The following is a 21,248-nucleotide window of genomic DNA, read 5'->3' as shown; positions in this document are numbered from 1 at the left end:
TCTCCCGGCGAAGACTTATAGGAATCGGTTGGGATCGGTGAAGTCCAGCGGGCAGCTGGTCCGCCGGCCGAGCACGATGTCGGCCAGCGCCTCTCCGATGCCGGTGGCGTGCTTGAAGCCGTGGAAGTTGCAGCCGCCGCCGATGACCAGGCGGGGGTCACCGTGCGGTCGGCCGATGAGGAACTGCTTGTCGGGGGTGCGGCTGAACATGCCGATCTCCGTGCGCGAGGGCGCCGCGCCCATCCCGGGCACCGCCTCGCTCAGCAGCTCCGCGACGGTGGTCCAGTCGTCGGAGGTGACGCCGCGGTCGCAGTCGTCGGCGGGAGTGACCCGGAAGGCGCTTCCGCCGTCCTCCAGGCCCAGTTTGACGTCGGGGCCGTGGTGGGAGCCGTGGCCCCAGATGGCGCCGCGCCCGCCGAGTTCCCGCATGAAGGGCGGCAGCCGGTCGAGGGTGAAGGGGGCGGGGTCGCCGGCCGGCCGGAACCATGTCTGGGGAACGCGCACGGTCTCCAGGGGCAGGCCGGGCACCAGGGTGTCGAGCCAGGGCCCCGCCGTCACCACGACCTGGCCGACGTGGAAGTCGCGGACGGGAGTACGGACCACGGCGCCGTCACCGGTCAGTGCGACTTCCGTGACCCGGGTGTCGGTGAAGACCCGCGCACCGGCGTCGGCCGCCGCGCCGACGGCGGCCCGGACGGCCTCCTCCGGCCTGATCAGCCCCGCGTCCGGCTCCCTGACGCCTATGTCCCCGTCGTCGAACGCCGCGTGCTGGGGCAGCCATCGGCCCAGTTCGGCGGCGGTCAGGGTGGTCACCGGCAGGTCGTGTTCCCGGGCGGCCCTGAGCGATCCCCCCGCGATGTGCCCGTCCGCGGGCCCCATGAGCACCGCGCCCACCCGGTCGAACAGGGTCCGGCCGGAGACGGTCTCCAGGCGCTGCCACAGGTCCCGGGACCGCTTGGCCAGCGGTACGAGGCCGGGGTGCTCCAGGCAGGTGACGCGGAACATCCGGCTGCCGCCGTGCGACGCGCCGAACGGGTGACCCAGGCCGTACCGTTCGAAGCCGAGGACGCGCACTGCGCGCGAGGCCAGCTGCCAGAGGGCCGAGGACCCCCAGGCGCCCAGCCCCACCACCGCGACGTCCGCGTCGGGCGTCCTGGTCATGCCGTCGGCTCCCGGTCGGCGAACGCGGGCATCACGTGCTCGGCGAAGAGCTTCATGGCGCGCTCCGCGTCCACGTAGGGCATGTGGCCGGGGTTGAACTGGAGGCTGAGGGCGGGGTCGGCGCCGAACCAGTCCACGAGGACGGCGATCTGCTCGCGCACCTCGTCCGGGGTGCCGGCCAGGACCTTGTTGTCGGCGTGCGACTGTCGGAAGTCGTACTTCTTGACCTTCTCCACGAACTGCTCGTAGCCGCGGTAGGCGTCGCTGCGCGTCCGGCCCCAGCTCGACACCGCCTCGGCCATGTTCTCGACGTAGTTCAGCTCGAAGTTCTCGGCGAGGTCGAGCGCGGTCGCCCGGTCCTCCGCCACGTAGCAGGTGTACTTGATCTGGATGCGCGGGCTACCGGGGTGACCGGCCTCGTGCCATGCCGCGCGGTAGCCCGCCAGCATCGACTGCAGCTGCTCGCGGGACGTCACCGAGGGCACCACCTGGAGGTGGTGGCCGGCGCGGCCGGCGGCGGCGCACGAGTCGGGGCTCATCGCGGAGGCGATGAAGATGGGCGGGTGCGGCTTCTGCACCGGCTCGGGAAGCATCGTGACGGGCCCGAAGCTGTGGAAGGAGCCCTCCCAGACGACGTCCTGCTCGGACCACAGGCGGCGGCAGACCTCGACGCCCTCGGTGAAGCGCGCCCGGCTCTCGTCGATGTCGATCCCGAACGCCTCGAACTCCTGCGGCAGGAAGGCGCGGCCGAAACCCACGTCGAGTCGGCCGTGGGAGAGGTTGTCCAGCATCGCCAGCTTGCCGGCGAGCTTCAGCGGGTGGGTGAAGGCGGGGATGACCGCTCCGGTGCCGATACGGATCCGGCTGGTGCGCGCGGCTGCCGCGGTGAGGAAGGTGACCGGGTCGGGCATATAGCCGCCGTATGGCGAGAAGTAGTGCTCTACGCACTGCACGTGCTCGAAGCCGAGGTCCTCGGCCAGGTTAACCAGGCGCAGGCTCTCGTCGAAGTAGTCGCTCGCGGCCTTCTTCGCCGGGTCGACAACGGGAAAGAAATTCACACCGAACTGCATCGAGACTCCAATGGCTTGCTGAGGGATGACATGCCCCGGCACAGTGGGGCCGGCCCGGGTGTCACCGGGAGAGGAGTTCCCACCAGGCCCTCAGCGTGGGCGCCGCAGTGAATTCGGCGATCTCGGTCCGAAGGCCGTGCCGCTGCCAGCCCGACACGATGCCCATGACGCCGATCGAGTCGAGGCCGAGATCCTGGAGATTGACATCGTCGGTGACTTCGTCCGTGCTGGCGCCGAGCCGGTCGGCGAGCATGCGCTGCAGGTCCGACTTGCTCTCCGGAATTACTCCCTGGTTACTCAATTTACGCACCGCACCGTTCGGATCCGTCTGACGACTAAGTTGAATCAACCCTAGCCGCCACCCCTAAAAGGCCCCTTAAAAGAGACTATTGAGGTGTTGCGACGTGCCCTAAAGCGCCGGATATTCAGGGTGTTGGCGCGCCGGTGACTCGGTTAGCATCAGCAAAATATCAGCCCCGGAAAACATCATTGCGATGCCTGCAGAAAAGGACTGGAAATGCTGGACGGATGCGTTCCCTGGCCGGAGGCCACCGCAGCCAGGTACCGGAAGGCCGGATACTGGCGGGGGGAAACGCTCGGCCGGCTGCTGCGCGGCTGGGCGGCCGAGTACGGCAGCCGGACCGCTCTCGTGGGCGGTGACCAACACCTCACGTACACGGAGCTCGACACCTGGGCCGACCGGCTGGCAGCGGGCTTCGCCGCACGCGGCGTCCAGCCGGGCGACCGGGTCGTCGTCCAGCTCCCGAACACACCGGACTTCGTCGCCGTCTGCTTCGGCCTCTTCCGGCTCGGGGCGCTGCCCGTCTTCGCGCTCCCCGCCCACCGGCACCACGAGATCAGCCACCTGTGCACGCACTCCGGCGCTGTCGCCTACGTGGTGCCCGACATCCACCAGGGCTTCGACCACCGCGAACTCGCCACCGAGGTACTCGCCTCGGCCCCGGCCCTGCGCGAGGTGTTCGTCCTCGGCGACCCCGGCCCGCACAGCTCACTGGAAGAGCTGGCGGCCGCGGGGGCCCACCCGCCGGTCCCGGACGAGCCGGCCGGCGCCGACCCGGCGGACCCCGCGTTCTTCCTCCTGTCCGGCGGGACGACCGCACTGCCCAAACTGATCCCGCGGACCCACGAGGACTACGCCTACCAGATCCGCGCCGCCTCCGAGGCCTGCGAACTGGACGGCGACACCGTCTACCTCGCGGTCCTGCCGATCGAGTTCAACTTCACCTGGGGCTGCCCCGGCGTGCTGGGCACCCTGAGCGTGGGCGGCACGGCCGTCCTGGCCAGGACCCCGAACCCCGACGAGTGCTTCGCGCTCATCGAGCGGGAGCGGGTCACCATGACCTCGTGCGTGCCGACCATCGCGCACATGTGGCTGGACGCCGCCGAGTGGACCGAGCGCGACCTGAGCAGCCTCTCGGTGCTCCAGATCGGCAGCGCCAAACTGCACCCCGAAGTGGCCGCACGGGTCACGCCCACCCTCGGCTGCCGGCTCCAGCAGGTCTTCGGGATGGCCGAAGGGCTGCTCACCTTCACCCGCTACGACGACCCCGCCGACCGGGTCCTCACCACCCAGGGCAGGCCCATCTCGCCCGCCGACGAGATCCGCGTGGTGGACACCGAGGACCGGCCCGTGGCCCCGGGCGAGACCGGGGAACTGCTGACCCGCGGCCCGTACACCCTGCGCGGCTACTACCGCGCCGAGGAGCACAACGCCCGCGCCTTCACCGAGGACGGCTTCTACCGCAGCGGTGACCTCGTGCGTTTCACCGAGGACGGGGACATGGTCGTCCAGGGCAGGGTCAAGGACGTCATCATCCGCGGCGGGGACAAGGTCTCGGCCACCGAGGTGGAACGGCACGTCACCGCCGCGCACGACGGGGTCCAGCAGGCAGCCGTCGTCGCGATGCCCGACGCGATCCTGGGCGAGCGGGTCTGCGCCTTCGTCGTACCGGCCGGCGAGCCGCCCCGGCTGCCCGAACTCAAGCGCCTGCTGCGCGCCCGCGGGCTGGCGGAGTACAAGCTGCCCGACCGCCTCGAAGTGATCGACGCCTTCCCGCTGACCGGGCTCGGCAAGGTCGACAAGAAGTCACTCGCCACGGAACTCGCACAGCGCCTGGCTGCCGCCGACTGACACATACGCCCCGGCCGGGACGCCCCCCCCCCCGCACTGCGGCGAGGGCCTCCCGGCCGGGGCGCGCCCTCGGCGGCCCACTCCTTCGGCCCCGTCCCACGGGCACCCATCAGCCCACGTCCCGCACTGCTCGGGACGTCTCTCCGTCATGGGGGTACCTCCGCATGCAGCAACGCTACGTCGTGCCAGGCGGCCGCCGAGGCAGCGTCATCGGCGACCGGGAGCTGGACGCCCTGGCACAGCTCGTCACCTCCGGCACCACGCTCTCCGCCGGAGGATGGCGGGAAGCCTTCGAGGACGCCTTCTCCCGCCATACCGGCGCCCGCCACGCCCTGTCGGTGACGAGCGGCACCGTCGCGCTGGAGATCGCCATCCGGCTGCTGGACCTGGCTCCGGGCGACGAGGTCATCGTGACGCCGCAGACCTTCCAGGCCAGCATCCAGCCGCTGCTCGACCTGGACGTCACGGTCCGCTTCTGCGACATCGATCCGCTCACCCTGAACATGGACCCGGCAGCGCTGGAGCGGCTGATCACCGACCGGACCCGGGCCGTGATCCTGGTCCACTACGGCGGCTGCCCGGCCGACATGGACGCCGTCATGGCGCTCACCAGGCCCCGCGGCATCACGGTGATCGAGGACAGCGCCCACGCGCTGGGCGCCACCTACCACGGCCGCCGGCCCGGTGCGCTGGCCGACATCGCGACCTTCAGCTTCCACTCCACGAAGAACATCACCACCCTCGGCGAGGGCGGCATGATCACCCTGGGCCGCGACGACTGGGCGGAGCGGGTGCGGCGCTACCGGGACAACGCGGTGGACGGCGTCTACGTCCGCCACGGGACGGCCCCGGGGCGGCCGCCCGCCGCGCTGCCCTGGATGATGTTCGCCGACGAGATCTACGACCGCGCCTGCGTCGGCATCCGCGGCGCCGGCACGAACGCCACCATGTCCGAGGCGGCTGCCGCGGTGGGCCTGGCCCAACTGGACCGGTTGGATGAACTGGTGGACCGCCGCCGGATGATCGCCCGCCGGCTGGACGAGGTCGTCTCCGCGTTCCCCGGGGCCCGGCCCGTCCGCGCGCCGGAGGGCTACGGGCACGCCTACCACCTCTACACCTTCCTCGTGCGCGACCGGGAGATGCGGGAAGCGCTGCTGCGCGAACTTGACGCCCGGGGCGTGGAGGTGCAGTTGCGCTACTTCCCCCTGCACCTGACCCCGGAGTGGAACTTCCGCGGTCACCGCCCCGGCGAGTGCCCGGTCGCCGAACACCTCTGGTTCGAGCAGCACATGAACCTGCCCTGCCACCCGGGCCTGCACGATTCCCAGGTCGACCACCTCGTCGACGCCCTGGCGGCCGGGCTTACCGCCGTCACGGGCACCGACGCGAACCTCCGCGGCGACACCGCCGCCACCGTCTGACCCTCAGGAGCCATCATGCCCTTCGTCGAAGTCAAGATCTTCGAACAGCGCCTCACCGAACAGACCGAGCGGGAACTGGTCGAACAGATCACCCAGGCGGCGGTGAACGTGTTCGGCGAGGACGTCCGCGACCAGACCTGGGTGGTCCTCACACCGGTCCCCGCCCACCGCTGGGGCATCGGGGGCGCCACCCACGGCCGGCCCTCCCCGCAGGCAGCGGGACCCCGGCCATGACGGCGTCCCGCACCCGCGCGGGCCGGTGGAAACTGCTGAGCACGGCGCTGCCGCCCCTGCTCGGCCTGGCCTGCGCCGCCATGACCCTCATCGTCAACGCCCCGGAATCGCCCGCCCGGACCCAGGCGTACAAGGCGGTCGCCCCCGTCGCCGACACGTACTTCCGGCAGAGCTGGATGCTCCTCGCGCCGTACTCGGTGGACTACAACGGTGAGGTCTTCTACCAGGTCGAGTACCAGAACGCGTCCGGCAGGCACACCACCGAACCGAAGTCGCTGTCCCGGAAGATGGCCGACACCGCCCGCGAGGTCCGCGTCGCGCCCAACCGCATGGGCGCGGTGGGCCTGTACATCGGCGTGGAGCTGGGCAGCCTGCACGACAAGCAGGTGACCGTCGACCAGGCACGCAAGAAGGCCCTCTCCGACTTCGCGGGTCAGCAGAGCGAGCTGAAGGCCCTGTGGCAGGCGGCGAAGACGGACACCACCACCGTCCTGTCGCCGCTGGTGGACCAGCTCCACCTGGATGGCAAGGTCACCCGGCTGCGCGCCTACTACACCTACACGCCCGTGAAACGGTTCGACGCACGTCATTCGTCCCAGGAGCCACGCTCCGAGGTCTTCACCGACCTCGGCTGGTTCGACTACCGGCCCGGAGCCCAGCCATGGACAAGCTGAAGACGTCCGCCGCGAACGCGCTGCGCGGCTTTTCCAGTCGGCCCAGGTACCTCGTAGGCCTGTCGCTCTGCCGCATCCTGCTGGGCCTGAGCACCACACTCTACTACGCCTCCAACATCTCCTACAGCAGGTTCCTTTGGGGCCCGGACAGCTACTCCAGCTTCACCGCCTTCAAGGCCCTCACCGGGGACCAGCACATCTTCTCGCTGTACGCGCTCAGCGACAGCACCACCTGGTTCGACCTCGTGTACTTCACCGGCATGGCGGTCTCCCTCGCCTGGACGGTCTTCGGGTCCCGGAGCCTGACACTGGTCCACGCGGTGTTCATGACCTCCATCTACCACCGCAACTACACCATGTGGGAGGGCGGCGACGCGCTCACCGGGATCGTGCTGATCCTGCTGCTGGGCAGCACGGTCAACGCCCACTTCAGCCCGCTGTCCAAGCGGGTACGCGCACGGCTGGAGCAGCGCACCGGTGAGCCGCACCTGCGCACTTCGCTCCACAACACGGCGGCCTTGCTCATCGTCTTCCAGGCGTGCGTCGTCTACACCGTCTCCGCCCTGTGGAAGGTGGCCGCGCCGCAGTGGCAGGAGGGCACCGCGCTCTACTACGTGAGCCACGTCTGGCAGTACACCTACAGCTCCGCGCTTCCCGGGCTGATGAACAGCGTGCTCCTGACGACGTTCGTCTCCTACTTCGCCATCGCCGTGCAGCTGCTCGCCGTCCCGGCCGCCCTCACCGCACGGCGCAGGTTCCGCGAAGCGGTGGTCCTGGGCATCGCCGCGATGCACATCGGCATCATGGCTGGCATGGGCCTGATGACGTTCGGCCTCGCCATGATGGCCATCGACGCCGTGATCGTGCGCGACGCCGACTACGCGGCGCTCTTCCAGCGTGTACGGCGGCTGCGCGAGCGGGTGGCGGCCCGGCGGCGCCGCAACGCACCGGCCCCCGCCGAACCGGCGGCCGAGGAGCTGAGCACCGTCTGAACCGCAGCCCCCGTACGACGAAGAGCCCGACCGGTCACCGACCGGCCGGGCTCTTCCCCTGTCACCCGCCGGTGACGGGGCGCGGGGTCAGACCATGCCACCGGTCACGCGCAGGTTCTGGCCGCTGACGAAAGCGCCGTCCGGGCCGCAGAGGAAGGCCACCACGCCGGCGATGTCCGACGGCTCGCCGATCCGGCCCAGCGGCGTCATCTTGACGGCGAGCTCCATGCCCTCCTGGGTGATGTTGGCCCGCAGCAGCTCGGTGTCGGTGGCGCCCGGCGAGATCGCGTTGACGGTGATGCCGCGCGGGCCGAGTTCCTGGGCGGCCACCCGGGTGTACTGCTCGACGGCCGCCTTGCTGCCGGCGTGCAGGGACACGCCGGGGACCGGCAGGGCGGTGTTGGCGGTGGACAGGTTGACGACACGGCCGCCGTCGTTCATCAGCCGCGACGCCTCCTGGAGGGAGAAGAAGACGGCACGGGCGTTGACGGCCATCGCCCCGTTGAACTCCTCCTCCGTCGCCGCGTCGATACGCGTCGCGGTGGCGGCCGCGGCGGCGTTGTTCACCAGGAAGTCCAGCCCGCCCAGGAGACGGTGCGCATCCCGCATCATGCGGCGCACCTCGGCGACCCCGGTCAGGTCGACGCGGAGGGCGTGTGCGGTACGCCCGGCGGCCTCCACGGCCGCTACGACCGCCTCGGCCTCGGCCTCGCGCTCGCGGTAGGTGAAGGCCACGTCGGCGCCCTCGGCGGCGAGCCGCTCGACGACGGCGCGGCCGATGCCGCGCGAGCCCCCGGTGACCAGCGCCTTCTTCTGGGAGAGATTCATCATGCGTCCTCGGTGTGCGGAGCTGCTGGAGTGGAAGGGACGGGCGGGGGAGGGGCGGACACCCGGAGGTCGAGATAGGCCGGGTCGGGCGGGATCGACGACAGATCGGCGGCGAACCGTACGAGGCCGTCCTCGCGGGAGATCTCGTCGAAGCCGTTGAACTTGAAGGAGACGTACATCATCCGGTTGCGGTCGGTCGGCACGAAGTCCGCGACCAGCCGGGCGCCCGCGTCCCGGGCCCGCCGCTTGACGTGGTTGATCAGGACGGTGCCCACGCCGCGCGACATCACGCGGCAGGACATCAGCAGCAACCGCAGGTGCCAGTCCGGCCGGCCGGTCTCCACCAGCGCCAGGCCGATGGTGCCGTAGGCGCCGTACCGGTCGGTGAGGGCGGCGGTCAGCAGGAGGTGCTGGTCCGACGCGCGGAACGCGTCGAGCTCCTCGTAGGAGTAGGTCACGCCGGTCGTGTTCAGCTGGTTGGTGCGCACGGTCAGTTCCTCCGCGCGCTGCAGGTCGGACTCGCTCGCGGGAGCGATCTCGAAGCGCATGCCCAGGCCGGCCAGGAACTCGTCCTGTGCCCCGTCGAAGTTCTCCTCGGCGGTCTTGCGGGCCTGGTCTGCCCGGTACATCTCCCGGCGGCGCCGGGAGTCCTCCGTGGCGAACCGCGGCATCAGCTCCGGCATGTCCGCCAGCTCCGGCACCACGGCCGCGTCCAGACAGCGCACCTGCGGCACCGCGAAGGAGACCTCGTCCCGTTCGAAGGGCTGGTCGTCGACGAAGACGATCGTGTCCAGGCCGATGTTCAGCGCCTCGGCCACGGCCCGTACCGAGGCGGACTTGGGGCCCCAGTTGATCTGCGGGTGCAGGAAGTACTCGGCCAGGCCGAGTTCCTGGAGCCTGGCCAGGGCGGCCGCGTGGTCGTTGCGGCTGGCGACCGAGTGAAGGATGCCGCGCTCGTCGAGGGTACGGATGGTCTCCGCGACGCCGGGCCGCAGGGTGACCTGCCCGTCTTCCAGGAGCACGCCGTCCCAGACGGTGTGGTCCAGGTCCCACACGACGCACTTGGCGGTCTTGCCCGTCCCGCTCATACGGCGTGCTCCCGCAGCGCGGCCTGCGCCAGGTAGTCCTGCTGCACTTCGGTGCTTCCTTCGATGATTTCCATGATCTTCGCGTCCCGCAGCATGCGCTGGGCCGGATGCCCCTCGGCACACCCCGCGGCCCCGAAGATCTGTACGGTGTCGGCCGCCGCGCGGAACGCTTTGACGGACGCGAAGTACTTCGCCATCCAGGTCGCGTTCACGGTCTCCGGGTCGCGGGCGTCCTTCAGCCGTCCCGCCCGGAGGCAGAGCAGCCGCGCCGCGGCCGTGTCGGTGACCATGTCGGCGATCATGCGGCGTACCAGCTGGTGTTCCGCCAGTGGCTTGCCGAACTGGACGCGTTCCCCGGCGTGCGCCATGGACGCGTCGGCGCATGCGGCGAGCAGGCCGACGCACCCCCACGCCACGCTGTACCGGCCGATGTCGAGCGCGCTGGTGGCCACCGCCGTCAGGCCGAAACCGGGCCGCCCCACGAGGGCGTCGTCCGGCACCCGGCAGTCGTCCAGCCGCAGTTCGGCCAGCAGGGACGCCCGTGTGCCGAGCATGCCGGTGACGGGCACGACCTCCAGCCCGGGTGTCTCGCGCCCGACAAGGAACGCGGTGATCTGGCCTTCCAGGCGGGCGAAGACCAAGAAGACGTCCGCCCGCTGCCCGAACGTCGTCCACTTCTTGCCGCCGCTGAGACGGTAGCCGCCTCCCGGCAGGCGTTCCGCCGTGGTGCTCAGCCGCCCGGCGTCACTTCCGGCATCCTGCTCGGAGAGGCCGAAGGCGCCGACGCTCTCTCCGGTGGCGAGGCGGGGCAGCCACTCGGCGCGCTGCCGCTCGCCACCCCAGCGGGTGACCGCGTGCACCACCATGCTGTGCACGGTCAGCAGGCTGCGCATCGACGAACAGCCTCGGCCGATCGCCTCGTTCAGCAGCCCGAAGGAGACAGCGTCGAGCCCTGCGCCCCCGTGCTCCCGGGGCACCAGCGCACCGAGGTACCCCTGCGCGGCGAAGCCGGACACGGCCGTATCCGGCACGGCCTGCCGCTGGTCCCACGCGTCGGCGTACGGTGCGATCTCCCGGGCGACGTAGGACCGGGCTTCCGCGGACAGGCTCTCCTGCCGCGCCGTCAACTGCATCGTGGTGTCCCCCGTGGTCGTCAGGCGGCCGGCGTGGCGGCGGCCTTGCGCGCCACGAAGGCGGCCACGGCGTCCACGCTGCGGAAGTTGTCCATCTGAAGGTCCTCGTCGGCGACCGGTGTCCCCAGCTCGCTCTCAACGAACATCACCAGCTGCATGATGAAGAGCGAGTTCACGAAGCCCGAGGCGAACAGGTCCTCGTGGTCTGCCAGTTCGCGATTGCGTACGTACTTGCCGATGAATGTCCTGGTGGCGGACTTGATGTCGTCCATCGGGGCCTCTCTGTGGTGGTGTTGCGAACATCAGGGGTACGGGACGGGGCCGCCCGGCGGCCGCGCACGTCAGGCGGCGGCCTGTCCGCCGTAGTCGTAGAAGCCGCGCCCGCTCTTGCGGCCGTGCAGCCCGGCGTGCACCATCCGCTGGAGCAGCGGGCAGGGCCGGTACTTGCTGTCGGCGAAGCTCTCGTACAGGCCCTCGATCGAGAGCAGGATCGTGTCCAGTCCGATGAGGTCGGCCGTCTCCAGCGGACCCATCTTGTGCCCGAAGCAGGTCCGGAAGATCTCGTCGATGTCCTCGACCGTGCTGACGCCGTCCTGGAGGAGGAAGACCGCCTCGTTGATGGTCAGCATGAGGACCCGGTTCGACACGAAGCCGGGCGCGTCGTTCACGACGATGCCCTTCTTGCCCGTCGCCGCGAGCAGCTGCCGCGTGGTGGCGACGGTCGCGTCGGAGGTGTGGTGCCCCCGGATGACCTCGACGACCGGCTTCTGGGTGACCGGGTTCATGAAGTGGGTTCCGATGACACGGTCCGGGCGCGAGACCGACCCCGCGACCTTGGTGATCGGGATGCACGAGGTGTTCACCGCGAAGACCACGTCCTCCCGGCAGAGCCGGTCGATCTCCGCGTACACGACGCGTTTGGTCTCCCAGTCCTCGGTGACGTTCTCGATGACGAAGTCCACCTCGGCGAAACCGCTGTAGTCGGTGGCGAAGGTGATGCGCTCCAGCAGCTCGGCCACCGGGACCACCGGCCCGTCGTCGCCCAGCATGCGCTGGAAGCGGACCTTCTGCCCGATGGCCTTGCGGGCCCCGTCCAGCGCCTCCTGGGAGACGTCTACGAGGACCACCCGCAGCCCGTTCTGGGACAGCACCTGGGCCACCTCGCGGCCCATCACCCCGGCGCCGGCCACACCCACCGTACACAGCGCTTCCATGTTCTCCTCCATGCCGTAATCGATCCGTTGGCCCGCGGGGCGGGCCGTCCGCCGGGCGGCCGTCACGTGGTCCCCTCCCGCAGCCGGTCCACGACCACGGCCAGCTCGGCGACCGTGAGCGCGTTGAAGATGGTGCCGACGGCCACGTCCACGCCCAGGTCGGCCCGGAGCCGCGCCGCGAGCTGGATGCCCAGCAGGGAGTGCCCGCCGAGGTCGAAGAAGTTGTCGTGGGCGCCGACCCGGTCCAGCCCCAGCAGGCTCTGCCAGAGCGCGGCCAGCGCGCTCTCGGTCCCGTCCCCCGGGGCGGAGTACGGGGTCATCAGATGCGGCCGGGGATGGGCGGGGGCGGCCGAGGCACCGTCCGCCGCGGTCTCCTCCGGCTGCGCGCCCTCCGCGGCCACTTGCTCCATCACCGCGTGCAGGCCCTGGGTGCACACCGCGACCTGGGGGCCCGGGGACGCCGCCACGATCCGGTCGAAGGCCTCCACGCCCTCGGCGGGCAGGATGCCCTGCTCCAGCTGCTGGCGCAGGAAGGCGACACCCGGAGCTTCCCGCTCCCGTTCCGCCTCGGGGAAGCGGTAGCCGACGATCTCGTCGGACGTGCCGTTCCGCAGACCCGCCAGCCGTTCGGTGAGGTCACCGGTGCGCTTCAGGACGAAGCCCTCGACGCTGACCAGTACCCGGCCGTCCTCGTCGGTGATCGTCACATCGGCGGAGAGGGTCTCCTGCCCCGCGCGGTCGGCTTCCGCGTAGCGGTGGTGGCTGTAGACGCGCGCGGTGAGCGGTGCGAACTGGGTGATGCGGCCGTAGGAGATGGGGATGCGGAACTCGTGCGCCGCGTGCACCCCGACGAAGGCGGTGGCGAGGTCCATGAGCGACGGGTGGAGGGCCAGGCCCGGAACCTCGCCGGCGAACGGCTCGGGCAGGGTCAGCAGGGCCAGGAACTCCCGGTCACTGGCGTACATCCGCTCCAGGCAGAGCGAGCGGCCCGCGAAGCCCATCGGCCCCTCGTGTACCGGACGCTCCACCGGGCGTAGGCCGTCCGGCCCGGTCAGCACCGCCACGTCCAGGTGCCCGTCGGCCGGCAGCCGCTCCGGGCCGGCGGCCGTCGCCCGGCCGGTGGAGTTCAGCTGCCAGGCGGCCTTGCCGTCGTACCGGCTGACCACCGAGAACGCGTAGGCGTCGCCGGTGCGGTCGAGCACCACGCGGACCTCGCGCGGCCGGTCCTCGTCCACCACGATCGGTGAGAAGAAGGTGATGTCCGACAGGTCACGCAGCTCCCGGCCCGCGTGGTCGGCCACCGCGGCCCGCACCAGTTCGAGGTGACCGGTGCCGGGAACGACCGGGTGGCCCAGCATCCGGTGCTCGTCGACGAGCCAGCTGCGGTCGGCGCTGAAGTCCGCCGCGTAGACCGCGTGCCGCCCGGTGGCGGTGAGGCGCCGTTGCAGCAGCGGGTGGGCGATCGCCGTGACGGTCTCCCCGGCGCTCTCGCCGACGGTCCGCTCGGCCATGCCGACCTCGCGCCAGGCGTCCCAGTTGACCGTCGTGACCGGCAGGCCGCCGAGGGCCTCGTGGTGGTGGGCCACGGCGTCCAGGAAGGCGTTGGCCGCGCAGTAGTCCACCTGGCCGAGGCCGCCGGTGACCGACAGCAGCGAGGAGCACAGCACGACGAAGTCCACGTCCGGTGCCACCTCGCGGCAGGCGTCGAGGAGCGCGAGTGTGCCGCTCACCTTCGGAGCCAGCACCTGGGCCGCCGCCTCGGGGTCCTTGAGCTGCATCAGGCCGCCGCCGGGTACGCCCGCGGCGTGTACGACGCCGTGCACGGCGCCGAAGCGCTCCACGGCCTGCCGCATCGCCGCGGTCAGCGCCCTGCCGTCGGTGATGTCGGCGCGTACGACGTCGACCCGGCTGCCGAGTTCCTCCAGCCGGCGCACCCCTTCGATCCTGCGGGCGAGCGCGGCATCGGCCCCCGGTCCGGCCGTCAGGCCGTCCCACGCCTCGCGGGGCGGCAGTCCGTGGCGGCCGATCAGCACCAGGTCGGCACCGGCTGTCCGGGCCAGGTGGCCCGCCAGTTCCAGGGCCATGCCGCCCAGGCCCCCGGTGATCACATACGTACCGCCCTGGCGCAGCCGGGGATTGCCGTGCTGCTCCCCGTCCGCGGGGACGGGGAGGTACACCTGCCGCCAGCGTCCGGTGCCGCGCAGCGCGATGCGGGTGTCGGTGACCGGCTGGTGCAGCTGTGCTACGAGGGCGTCCAGGGCCCGGGGGAGGTCGCGGCGGCTCGCGGGTGCGGTGAGGCTGATGTCGACACTGCGGCAGCTGACGCCCGCGGTTTCGCGCGGCCACACCTGGGTGGGGCCGAGGAGGAGGGCCTTGAGCGGCTGCGAGTCGCCGCCGTGCAGCGGGTGCAGGTCACTGGAGACGACGGTGACCGCCGTCTCGCCGGTGTCGCCCGTCCTGCCGAGAGCCTGGGACAGGAACAGCAGACTGTCGAAGGCGCGCCGCCGCAGCTCGCCGGTGTCCGGGCGGTCGTCCGGTCCGGTCACGGTCCAGCAGTGCACGATGTGCCGCGGCAGGCCGGCGGTACGCTCCAGCTCCCGCAGCAGGGCGTCGTAGTCCTCGGCCCGGCCGGGCCGCACGGTGTAGCACCCGTCGTCCGCTTCCCCCCACGCCGCACCGGGCCGGACCGTCGCCACCCGGTGTCCGTGCTCGGTCAGACGCGCGGCGACGTGGTCGCCGGCGCCCTGGCCGTCGAGGAACACGAGCCAGGTGGCCGGCTCGTCGGCGGAGCCGGTCCCGGAGAGCAGGGGAGGCAGCGGTTCCCACCCCGGCACCGAGAACCACTCGGTGACGTTCTCCTTGCGGACGAGCGCAGGGGCCTCCGGCGTGACCTGCGCGGTCTCCCAGCGGGAGGTGACGCGGTGCTCACGGCGGTCGAAGGGGGTGGGGGGCAGCGCGACCCTCGTCGGTCCGCCCGCGAGGGCGGGCCACCGCACCGGCACCCCGGCGAGCCACAGCTTGCCGAGCGTGCCGCGCAGGAAACCGGCTGCCGGCCGCCGGTCGAACGACGGCGGCAGCGTGGCGAGGACCAGCTGTTCCGCGGCTTCCTCGGCGGGGCGGTTGCGTAGGGCGATGCCGCCCAGCGTGGCGCCGGGACCGACTTCGAGGAGGACCCGGCGCGGTTCGGTCCACAACTTGCGGACGCCGTCGGCGAAGCGGACGGGCTCGCGCAGGTGCCGTGCCCAGTAGGCGGGGTCGGTGGCCTGCTCGTCCGTGATCCAGTCGCCGGTGACGTTGGACAGGTACGGAATGGCCGGCGGCTTGAGTACGAAGCCCGCGACCAGTTCGGTGAACTCCTCGACGACCGGCTCCATCATGACGGAGTGGAAGGCGCGCGAGGCGTTCAGCCGCCGCGCGGCCACGCCCTCCGCCGCCAGGGCGGCCTCGACGGCGGCGACGGCCTCCGGTTCCCCGGAAAGCACGCACAGATCCGGCCCGTTGACCGCGGCCAGGGAGAGCCGGTCGCCGAGCAGGGGGCGGACCCGCGGCTCGGGCAGCGGCACCGCGAGCATCGCCCCGGGCGCGAGCCGGCCGATCAGCCCGGCCCGCGCGGCCACCAGCGCCAGCGCGTCCTCCAGGGTGAGCACGCCCGACAGGCAGGCCGCCACGTACTCGCCGAGACTGTAGCCGATGAGCGCGTCCGGGCGGACACCCCAGTGCTCCAGCAGCCTGGCCAGTGCGTACTCCACGACGAACAGGGCGGGCTGGGCCTGCGCCGTCTCGCTCAGGCCCGTCTCGGGGGCGGTGCCGCGGCCGAGGAGCCTGCGCAGGTCGGGGCCCTGTTCAGGGGCGTCGGCGGGCGCGGGCCCGGGGTAGAGGGAGGCCAACAAGTCGATGCCGGAACGCTCCTGCAGCAGGGCCGCGCAGCGGTCCACCTCGGCGCGGAAGACCGGCTCGGTCTCGTAGAGCTGACGGCCCATCTGGGGGTACTGGTCGCCCAGGCCGGTCAGCAGGAGGGCCACCGGCGGCGCGCCGTCCGCCGCCTCGCCCGCGAAGAGGGCGTCGGCGGCCGCGCCGCGCAGCGCGGAGACGGCCTCCTCCAGGTCACGGGCGACGGCGACCCGACGGTGCGGGAAGTGGCGTCGGCCGTTCTGCAGTGTCCGGGCGACGTCGGCCAGCCGGAGGCCGGGGTGGTCCTGGAGGTGGGCGGCCAGTCGCTCGGCCGCCCGTTCCGCGCCCTCCGCGTCGCGGGCGGACACCGGCAGCAGGTGCCAGTCGCCCCGGGACTCGCCGTCCCCTGTACGGACCGGTTCCGGTGCCTGTTCCAGGACGACGTGTGCGCCCGTGCCGCCCAGGCCGAAGGAGCTCACTCCGGCCCGCAGCGGGCCGGATTCCGACGTCCACGCGGTGAGCTCGTCGTTGACCCGGAACGGCGTACGGGCGAAGCGGATACGCGGGTTGGGCCGCTCGAAGTGGAGGGTCGGCGGCAGCATCCGGTGCTGGAGGGAGAGGACCGTTTTGATCAGCCCGGCGATGCCTGCGGCGGCATGGGTGTGCCCGATGTTGGTCTTGACCGATCCGATGGCGCAGGTGCCCTCGCGCCACCCCGCGGCGCGGAAGGCCCGGTCGAGCGCGTCGACCTCGATACGGTCGCCGAGCGGTGTGCCGCTGCCGTGCGTCTCGACGTACCCGATGGTGCCGGGCCGCACGCCGGCGCGCTCCAGGGCGGTGCGGACGATCTCGGACTGGCCCTGCACCCCGGGCGCCGTGAAGCCGACCCGGTCGGCGCCGTCGTTGCCGACCGCGGAGCCGATGATCACGGCACGGACCGGGTCGCCGTCCGCGATCGCGTCAGCCAGTCTGCGCAGTACGACGACCCCCACGCCTTCGCCGATGACGGTGCCCTCGGCACCGGCGTCGAAGGCGCGGCAGTGCCCGTCGGAGGAGAGGATGCCGCCACGCTGGAAGAGGTATCCGCGCTGATGGCCCGAGCGGACCGTGGCACCGCCGGCCAGCGCCGTGTCGGACTCTCCCAGGAGCAGGCTCTGGCAGGCGAGATGCACGGCGACCAGCGAAGTGGAGCAGGCGGTCTGCACGGTCACCGAAGGGCCGGTCAGGTTGAGCTTGTACGAGACGCGGGTGGCCAGGTAGTCGCTGTCGTTGGCGACGTCCCGGGCGAACTCCGCCGCAGCGTCACCATCGGTGCGTACGTGCTGGAGATAGTCGCTGCGGTAGCCGCCGGCGAAGACGCCGACCTTCTGTCCCGCCGCGTCGGGACGGCGCCCGCTGTCCTCAAGGGCCTCCCAGGCGCACTCCAGCATCAGCCGATGCTGCGGATCCATGATGTCCGCCTCGCGGGGGCTGATGCCGAAGAAGCCCGCGTCGAAGCCGAACTCGTCGTCCAGCACGGCCTGCGCCGGGACGAAGTCGGGGTCGGCGCGCAGCGCCGCCGGTACCCCCGCTGCCGTCAGCTGCTCTTCGTCGAAGAACGTGACGCTCTCGGTGCCGTTCCTCAGATTGCGCCAGAACGCCCCGGGGCCTTCGGCGCCGGGGAACCGGCAGCCGATGCCGACCACCGCGATGCGGTGGTCGGCGGTGCCGGTGGTGTCGGGGGCGGCCGTCTCGCGTCGGCTCATCGGTGCCCTTCTCCTCCTTCGGTGTGCGAGGCGAAGTCCAGCCCCAGGTCCAGGGCGGGTGCCGAGTGGGTCAGCGCACCGACGGCGAGCAGGTCGACGCCGGTGCGGGCGTATGCGGCGGCCACGTCGAGGGTGAGTCCGCCCGAAGCCTCCAGGCGGGTGCCGGCCCCCGCGGCGTCGCGGCGGCGCACGGCCTCGGCGCACTGTTCGACGGTGAAGTTGTCCAGCATCACTTCGTCGGCGCCCATGGCCAGCATCTCGTCCAGCTCGGTGAGCGTGGTCACCTCCACCTCGCAGGGCTTGCCGGAGGCCCGGGCGCGGGCCGCCGTCAGCGCGGCGCCCGCCGAACCGGCGGCGACGATGTGGTTGTCCTTGACGAGGAGCGCGTCACCGAGGCCGAAGCGGTGGTTCACGCCGCCGCCGCGGCGCACCGCGTACTTCTCCAGCAGGCGCAGGCCCGGCAGGGTCTTGCGGCTGTCGCGGACCTTGCAGTGCGTTCCGGCCAGCGCGTCGCTCCACCGGGCCGTGACGGTGGCGATGCCGGAGAGGTGGCACAGGAGGTTGAGCATGGTGCGCTCGGCGACGAGCAGTTCACGGGTGGGTGCCGACACGCGGAGCGCCACGCCGCCGGGGGCGAGCCGGTCGCCGTCCGCCCGGCACTCGGCGGCCTTGAACCGGCCCCCGGTGACGAGGTCCAGTACGGCCAGCGCCGCCGGCATGCCCGCCAGTACTCCCGGCTGCCGGGTGGCGATGACCGCCTCGGTGACCGCGTCGGCGGGGACGGTGGCCGCGGTGGTCGCGTCGGGTCCGTAGCGGAGGTCCTCCTCCAGCGCGGTCACGGCCACCCGGCGGACGTCCGCGGGGTCGAGGCCGGCGGCGCGCAGCCGCTCGGTGGTCGCGGGCGACCAGGCGTCGGCGATCATGCTGCTCCTCTCAGGGGAACGGGACGGTGGACGGCCGGCTGCCCGGTGGCCTCGTCCAGGCGCACGGTCGTCGAGCGGCACCAGGCGATGTCATCGGTGTCCGGGAAGTCGGTGCGCACGTGGCACCCGCGCGTCTCGCGGCGCTCGGCCCCGGCCGCCAGGAGGGCCGAGGCCGTCATGGTGAGCGCCGCGTCCTCGACCGCCCGAGCGCTATCGAGCGGCCGCGGGCGCGAACCGGCGGTGAGGGTGGCGGCGGCCTCCGCCAGGCCGTCCGCCGACCGGCCGATGCCGACGTGCCGGCTCATCTCCCGCTGTACGACGTCGCGTTCGACGACGGCAGCGGTCACCGGGCGGTCCGGCCAGCAGGCCGCGTCCGGTGCAGCCGGGGCACGGTCGCGGAGGTCGTCCGCGACGGCCCTCGCCACCCTCTCCCCGACCACGAGCCCTTCCAGCAGGCTGTTGGAGGCGAGGCGGTTGGCCCCGTGCAGTCCGGTGCGCGCGACTTCCCCGGCCGCGTACAGTCCGCGTACCTCGGTACGGCCTTCCACGGTCGCCAGGACCCCGCCGCACGCGAAGTGCGCGGCGGGCGCCACCGGTATGGGCTCGCGCGCCGCGTCGATGCCCTCGGCGGCGCACATGGCGTGGACGGTCGGGAAGCGGCGCCTGAAGGCTTCCGGCCCGAGGTGTGTGGCGTCCAGCAGGACGTGGTCGGCCTCCGTCGCGGCCATCCGGCGGGTGATCGCGGCGGACACCACGTCCCGCGGCGCGAGGTCGGCGAGCGGGTGGACGCCGGTCATCACCCGTTCGCCCCGGACGTCCACCAGGACGCCGCCCTCGCCGCGCACGGCCTCCGTGACCAGGGGGCGGCGGCCGCGGGCGCCGGGGCCGGTGAACAGCACGGTCGGGTGGAACTGCACGAATTCGAGGTCCGACAGGCCCGCTCCGGCGCGCAGGGCCAGGGCGAGCCCGTCACCGGTGGCGCCTTCGGCGTTGGACGTCGCCCGGTAGAGCTGCCCGAGGCCGCCGGTGGCCACCAACACGGCCGGGGCGCTGATCAGCCCCGGCACCGCGGTCTCGTCCAGCACCGCCAGGCCCGCCACCTCTTTCTCGGGCGTGCGCAGCACGTCCAGGGCGGTGTGCCCGGTCAGCATGGCGACGCGGCGGTCGCGCGCGGCCGCCAGCAGGGCCCGTTCGACCTCGGCGCCGGTGGCGTCGCCCCCGGCGCGCAGGATCCGGAACGTGCTGTGCCCGCCCTCGCGTGTGCGGGCGAGGACACCGTCCTCCCCGGTGTCGAACCGGGCACCGGTCCGGCGCAGCCGCTCGACCACGTCCGGGCCGTACGTGACGATCCGCTCGACCGCGTCCGCTTCGCAGAGTCCGGCCCCGGCCGCGTGGGTGTCCCGCGCGTGCCGCTGGACCGTGTCCCCGGGCTCGTGGGCGGCGGGCAGCACGACGGCCACACCGCCCTGGGCATGCCGGGTGTTGCCGTCGCCGGGGCCACCCTTGGTGACCACCAGGACCCGCAGCCCGAGGCTCCCGGCGGTCAGAGCGGCGGTGAGGCCGGCGACGCCGGTCCCCACCACCACGAGGTCCGCGCGAGCCTCCCAGCGCGGATCGCTCATTCGCCACCGCCCGGCCGGCCGATGGCGATCATCCGCTGTACGGACGCTCGGGCGCGCTCGGCGGTCTCCGGGTCCACGTGCACCTCGTCGGCACCCTCCCGCAGCGCGCGCAGCAGCGCGGCAGGCGTGATCATCTTCATGTACCGGCAGGACGCACGGTCGTTGACGGCACGGAAGTCGATCTCCGGCGCTGCCTTGCGCAGTTGGTGCAGCATGCCGACCTCCGTGGCCACGAGCACGGAACGTGCCCCGGTCTCGCGCGCCGCGTCGAGCATGCCGCCGGTGGAGAGGATCTTCACCCGTTCCTGGGGCACGATGCCCTCGCCCGCGAGGTACAGCGCGGAGGTGGCGCAGCCGCACTCGGGGTGCACGAAGAGGTCGGCGTCCGGGTTGGCGGCCGCCTGTTCGGCCAGCTCGGGGCCGTTGATGCCCGCGTGCACATGGCACTCGCCCGCCCAGATGTGCAGGTTCTCCCGGCCGGTCTCCCGCTTGACGTGGGCGCCGAGGAACTGGTCCGGGCAGAAGAGGACCTCGCGGTCGGCCGGGACCGACCGGACGACCTCGACCGCGTTGGAGGACGTGCAGCAGATATCGGTTTCGGCTTTCAGCTCCGCCGTGGTGTTGACGTACGAGACCACCACGGCGCCCGGGTGCTCGGCTTTCCATGCGCGCAGCTCGTCGGCGGTAATGGAGTCGGCCAGCGAACAGCCCGCCCTGGCGTCCGGAATGATGACCCGCTTCTCCGGCGCAAGTATCTTGGCCGTTTCCGCCATGAAGTGGACACCACAGAAGATGATGGTGTCGGCCTCGCAGTCGGCGGCGATCCGGCTCAATCCGAGAGAGTCGCCCACGTGGTGCGCGATTTCCTGGATCTCGGGCAGCTGGTAGTTGTGCGCAAGAATCACCGCGTTGTGCTGCTCGGCGAGGCGGAGCACCTCGTCGCGCCACGCCGCATCGGCCGCCACCCCTCCGTACGGGGTCAGGTCGCCCTCCGCGGGCGCCCCTCCGGACGAGGCTCCCACGGAAATTGCTTCCACCGTCATCTGTTCAAGCCCTTCCAACCGACGCCATGGCGATCCAATGTGGCTGAGGGAAACAAC

The 21,248-nt window shown here is 72.0% G+C and carries 17 protein-coding genes; 5 read left to right on the top strand and 12 right to left on the bottom strand.

All coding sequences use genetic code 11. From position 1 onward, the window contains the following. Positions 1-15 precede the first annotated feature (15 nt). The 3 genes from solA to A6A06_RS29070 all read right to left on the bottom strand — a co-directional run bounded on the left by solA (position 16) and on the right by A6A06_RS29070 (position 2,532). Entirely contained in the window at positions 16-1,161 is a 1,146-nt protein-coding gene (gene solA / locus A6A06_RS29080) for an N-methyl-L-tryptophan oxidase (RefSeq protein ID WP_073765045.1), read from the bottom strand. Further along, the gene (locus A6A06_RS29075; protein ID WP_073765043.1) at positions 1,158-2,231 is read right to left on the bottom strand and encodes an LLM class flavin-dependent oxidoreductase; all 1,074 of its coding nucleotides are present in this window, start codon (positions 2,229-2,231) and stop codon (positions 1,158-1,160) included. The genes solA and A6A06_RS29075 overlap by 4 nt, the downstream gene beginning before the upstream one ends. 61 nt (positions 2,232-2,292) lie before the next feature. Next, the gene (locus A6A06_RS29070; RefSeq protein WP_199931248.1) at positions 2,293-2,532 is read right to left on the bottom strand and encodes a phosphopantetheine-binding protein; all 240 of its coding nucleotides are present in this window, start codon (positions 2,530-2,532) and stop codon (positions 2,293-2,295) included. A gap of 216 nt (positions 2,533-2,748) precedes the next feature. Here A6A06_RS29070 and A6A06_RS29065 point away from each other — a divergent pair, with 216 nt between their 5' ends. From A6A06_RS29065 to A6A06_RS29045, 5 genes are all read left to right on the top strand, one after another. Continuing rightward, positions 2,749-4,383 carry a (2,3-dihydroxybenzoyl)adenylate synthase gene (locus A6A06_RS29065; protein ID WP_073765039.1) on the top strand — a complete coding sequence of 545 codons (1,635 nt, stop codon included), beginning with the start codon at positions 2,749-2,751 and terminating at the stop codon, positions 4,381-4,383. A 164-nt stretch (positions 4,384-4,547) separates the two neighbouring features. Further along, positions 4,548-5,804, top strand: coding sequence for a DegT/DnrJ/EryC1/StrS family aminotransferase (locus A6A06_RS29060; protein WP_073765037.1), 1,257 nt, complete (start codon positions 4,548-4,550; stop codon positions 5,802-5,804). A gap of 15 nt (positions 5,805-5,819) precedes the next feature. Further along, positions 5,820-6,038, top strand: coding sequence for a tautomerase family protein (locus tag A6A06_RS29055; RefSeq protein ID WP_073765035.1), 219 nt, complete (start codon positions 5,820-5,822; stop codon positions 6,036-6,038). Then, positions 6,035-6,712: a DUF5819 family protein gene (locus tag A6A06_RS29050; protein ID WP_073765033.1), complete on the top strand. Its 678-nt coding sequence runs from the start codon at positions 6,035-6,037 to the stop codon at positions 6,710-6,712. Before A6A06_RS29055 ends, A6A06_RS29050 begins: the two co-directional genes overlap by 4 nt. After that, positions 6,700-7,704 carry a hypothetical protein gene (locus A6A06_RS29045; protein WP_073765031.1) on the top strand — a complete coding sequence of 335 codons (1,005 nt, stop codon included), beginning with the start codon at positions 6,700-6,702 and terminating at the stop codon, positions 7,702-7,704. The genes A6A06_RS29050 and A6A06_RS29045 overlap by 13 nt, the downstream gene beginning before the upstream one ends. Positions 7,705-7,791: 87 nt before the next feature. Here the strand turns inward: A6A06_RS29045 and A6A06_RS29040 are convergent, their stop codons facing one another. The 9 genes from A6A06_RS29040 to nadA all read right to left on the bottom strand — a co-directional run bounded on the left by A6A06_RS29040 (position 7,792) and on the right by nadA (position 21,170). After that, complete coding sequence (locus A6A06_RS29040) at positions 7,792-8,535, bottom strand: SDR family oxidoreductase (protein WP_073765029.1); 744 nt, start codon at positions 8,533-8,535, stop codon at positions 7,792-7,794. Continuing rightward, on the bottom strand, positions 8,532-9,620 hold the full coding sequence (locus A6A06_RS29035) for an HAD-IIIC family phosphatase (RefSeq protein ID WP_073765027.1): 1,089 nt from the start codon (positions 9,618-9,620) through the stop codon (positions 8,532-8,534). The genes A6A06_RS29040 and A6A06_RS29035 overlap by 4 nt, the downstream gene beginning before the upstream one ends. After that, complete coding sequence (locus A6A06_RS29030; RefSeq protein WP_073765025.1) at positions 9,617-10,753, bottom strand: acyl-CoA dehydrogenase family protein; 1,137 nt, start codon at positions 10,751-10,753, stop codon at positions 9,617-9,619. Before A6A06_RS29030 ends, A6A06_RS29035 begins: the two co-directional genes overlap by 4 nt. A gap of 20 nt (positions 10,754-10,773) precedes the next feature. Beyond that, entirely contained in the window at positions 10,774-11,025 is a 252-nt protein-coding gene (locus tag A6A06_RS29025) for a phosphopantetheine-binding protein (RefSeq protein ID WP_073765023.1), read from the bottom strand. Between the two features lie 69 nt (positions 11,026-11,094). Beyond that, positions 11,095-12,033 carry a 3-hydroxyacyl-CoA dehydrogenase family protein gene (locus A6A06_RS29020; protein ID WP_242441004.1) on the bottom strand — a complete coding sequence of 313 codons (939 nt, stop codon included), beginning with the start codon at positions 12,031-12,033 and terminating at the stop codon, positions 11,095-11,097. After that, positions 12,030-17,603 (bottom strand): type I polyketide synthase, encoded by a 5,574-nt coding sequence (locus A6A06_RS29015; RefSeq protein ID WP_073765021.1) that lies wholly within the window; start codon positions 17,601-17,603, stop codon positions 12,030-12,032. Before A6A06_RS29015 ends, A6A06_RS29020 begins: the two co-directional genes overlap by 4 nt. Then, positions 17,600-18,526, bottom strand: coding sequence for a carboxylating nicotinate-nucleotide diphosphorylase (gene nadC, locus A6A06_RS29010; RefSeq protein WP_073765019.1), 927 nt, complete (start codon positions 18,524-18,526; stop codon positions 17,600-17,602). Before nadC ends, A6A06_RS29015 begins: the two co-directional genes overlap by 4 nt. After that, complete coding sequence (locus tag A6A06_RS29005) at positions 18,523-20,148, bottom strand: L-aspartate oxidase (RefSeq protein ID WP_073765017.1); 1,626 nt, start codon at positions 20,146-20,148, stop codon at positions 18,523-18,525. The genes nadC and A6A06_RS29005 overlap by 4 nt, the downstream gene beginning before the upstream one ends. Further along, complete coding sequence (nadA, locus tag A6A06_RS29000) at positions 20,145-21,170, bottom strand: quinolinate synthase NadA (protein WP_242441003.1); 1,026 nt, start codon at positions 21,168-21,170, stop codon at positions 20,145-20,147. The genes A6A06_RS29005 and nadA overlap by 4 nt, the downstream gene beginning before the upstream one ends. Positions 21,171-21,248: the final 78 nt, after the last annotated feature.

Source organism: Streptomyces sp. CB02923 (assembly GCF_001905005.1).
Lineage (GTDB): Bacteria > Actinomycetota > Actinomycetes > Streptomycetales > Streptomycetaceae > Streptomyces.
The sequence above is the reverse complement of the archived record's forward strand: the minus strand, read 5'-3'. Positions and strand labels throughout refer to the sequence as shown.

Coding starts and splice junctions, on each gene's coding strand:
- solA (WP_073765045.1), bottom strand. CDS start 1,161: ATGACCAGGACGCCCGACGCGGACGTCGCGGTGGTGGGGCTGGGCGCC.
- A6A06_RS29075 (WP_073765043.1), bottom strand. CDS start 2,231: ATGCAGTTCGGTGTGAATTTCTTTCCCGTTGTCGACCCGGCGAAGAAG.
- A6A06_RS29035 (WP_073765027.1), bottom strand. CDS start 9,620: ATGAGCGGGACGGGCAAGACCGCCAAGTGCGTCGTGTGGGACCTGGAC.
- A6A06_RS29005 (WP_073765017.1), bottom strand. CDS start 20,148: ATGAGCGATCCGCGCTGGGAGGCTCGCGCGGACCTCGTGGTGGTGGGG.
- A6A06_RS29055 (WP_073765035.1), top strand. CDS start 5,820: ATGCCCTTCGTCGAAGTCAAGATCTTCGAACAGCGCCTCACCGAACAG.
- A6A06_RS29030 (WP_073765025.1), bottom strand. CDS start 10,753: ATGCAGTTGACGGCGCGGCAGGAGAGCCTGTCCGCGGAAGCCCGGTCC.
- nadC (WP_073765019.1), bottom strand. CDS start 18,526: ATGATCGCCGACGCCTGGTCGCCCGCGACCACCGAGCGGCTGCGCGCC.
- A6A06_RS29050 (WP_073765033.1), top strand. CDS start 6,035: ATGACGGCGTCCCGCACCCGCGCGGGCCGGTGGAAACTGCTGAGCACG.
- A6A06_RS29015 (WP_073765021.1), bottom strand. CDS start 17,603: ATGAGCCGACGCGAGACGGCCGCCCCCGACACCACCGGCACCGCCGAC.
- A6A06_RS29045 (WP_073765031.1), top strand. CDS start 6,700: ATGGACAAGCTGAAGACGTCCGCCGCGAACGCGCTGCGCGGCTTTTCC.
- A6A06_RS29060 (WP_073765037.1), top strand. CDS start 4,548: ATGCAGCAACGCTACGTCGTGCCAGGCGGCCGCCGAGGCAGCGTCATC.
- A6A06_RS29065 (WP_073765039.1), top strand. CDS start 2,749: ATGCTGGACGGATGCGTTCCCTGGCCGGAGGCCACCGCAGCCAGGTAC.
- A6A06_RS29040 (WP_073765029.1), bottom strand. CDS start 8,535: ATGATGAATCTCTCCCAGAAGAAGGCGCTGGTCACCGGGGGCTCGCGC.
- A6A06_RS29025 (WP_073765023.1), bottom strand. CDS start 11,025: ATGGACGACATCAAGTCCGCCACCAGGACATTCATCGGCAAGTACGTA.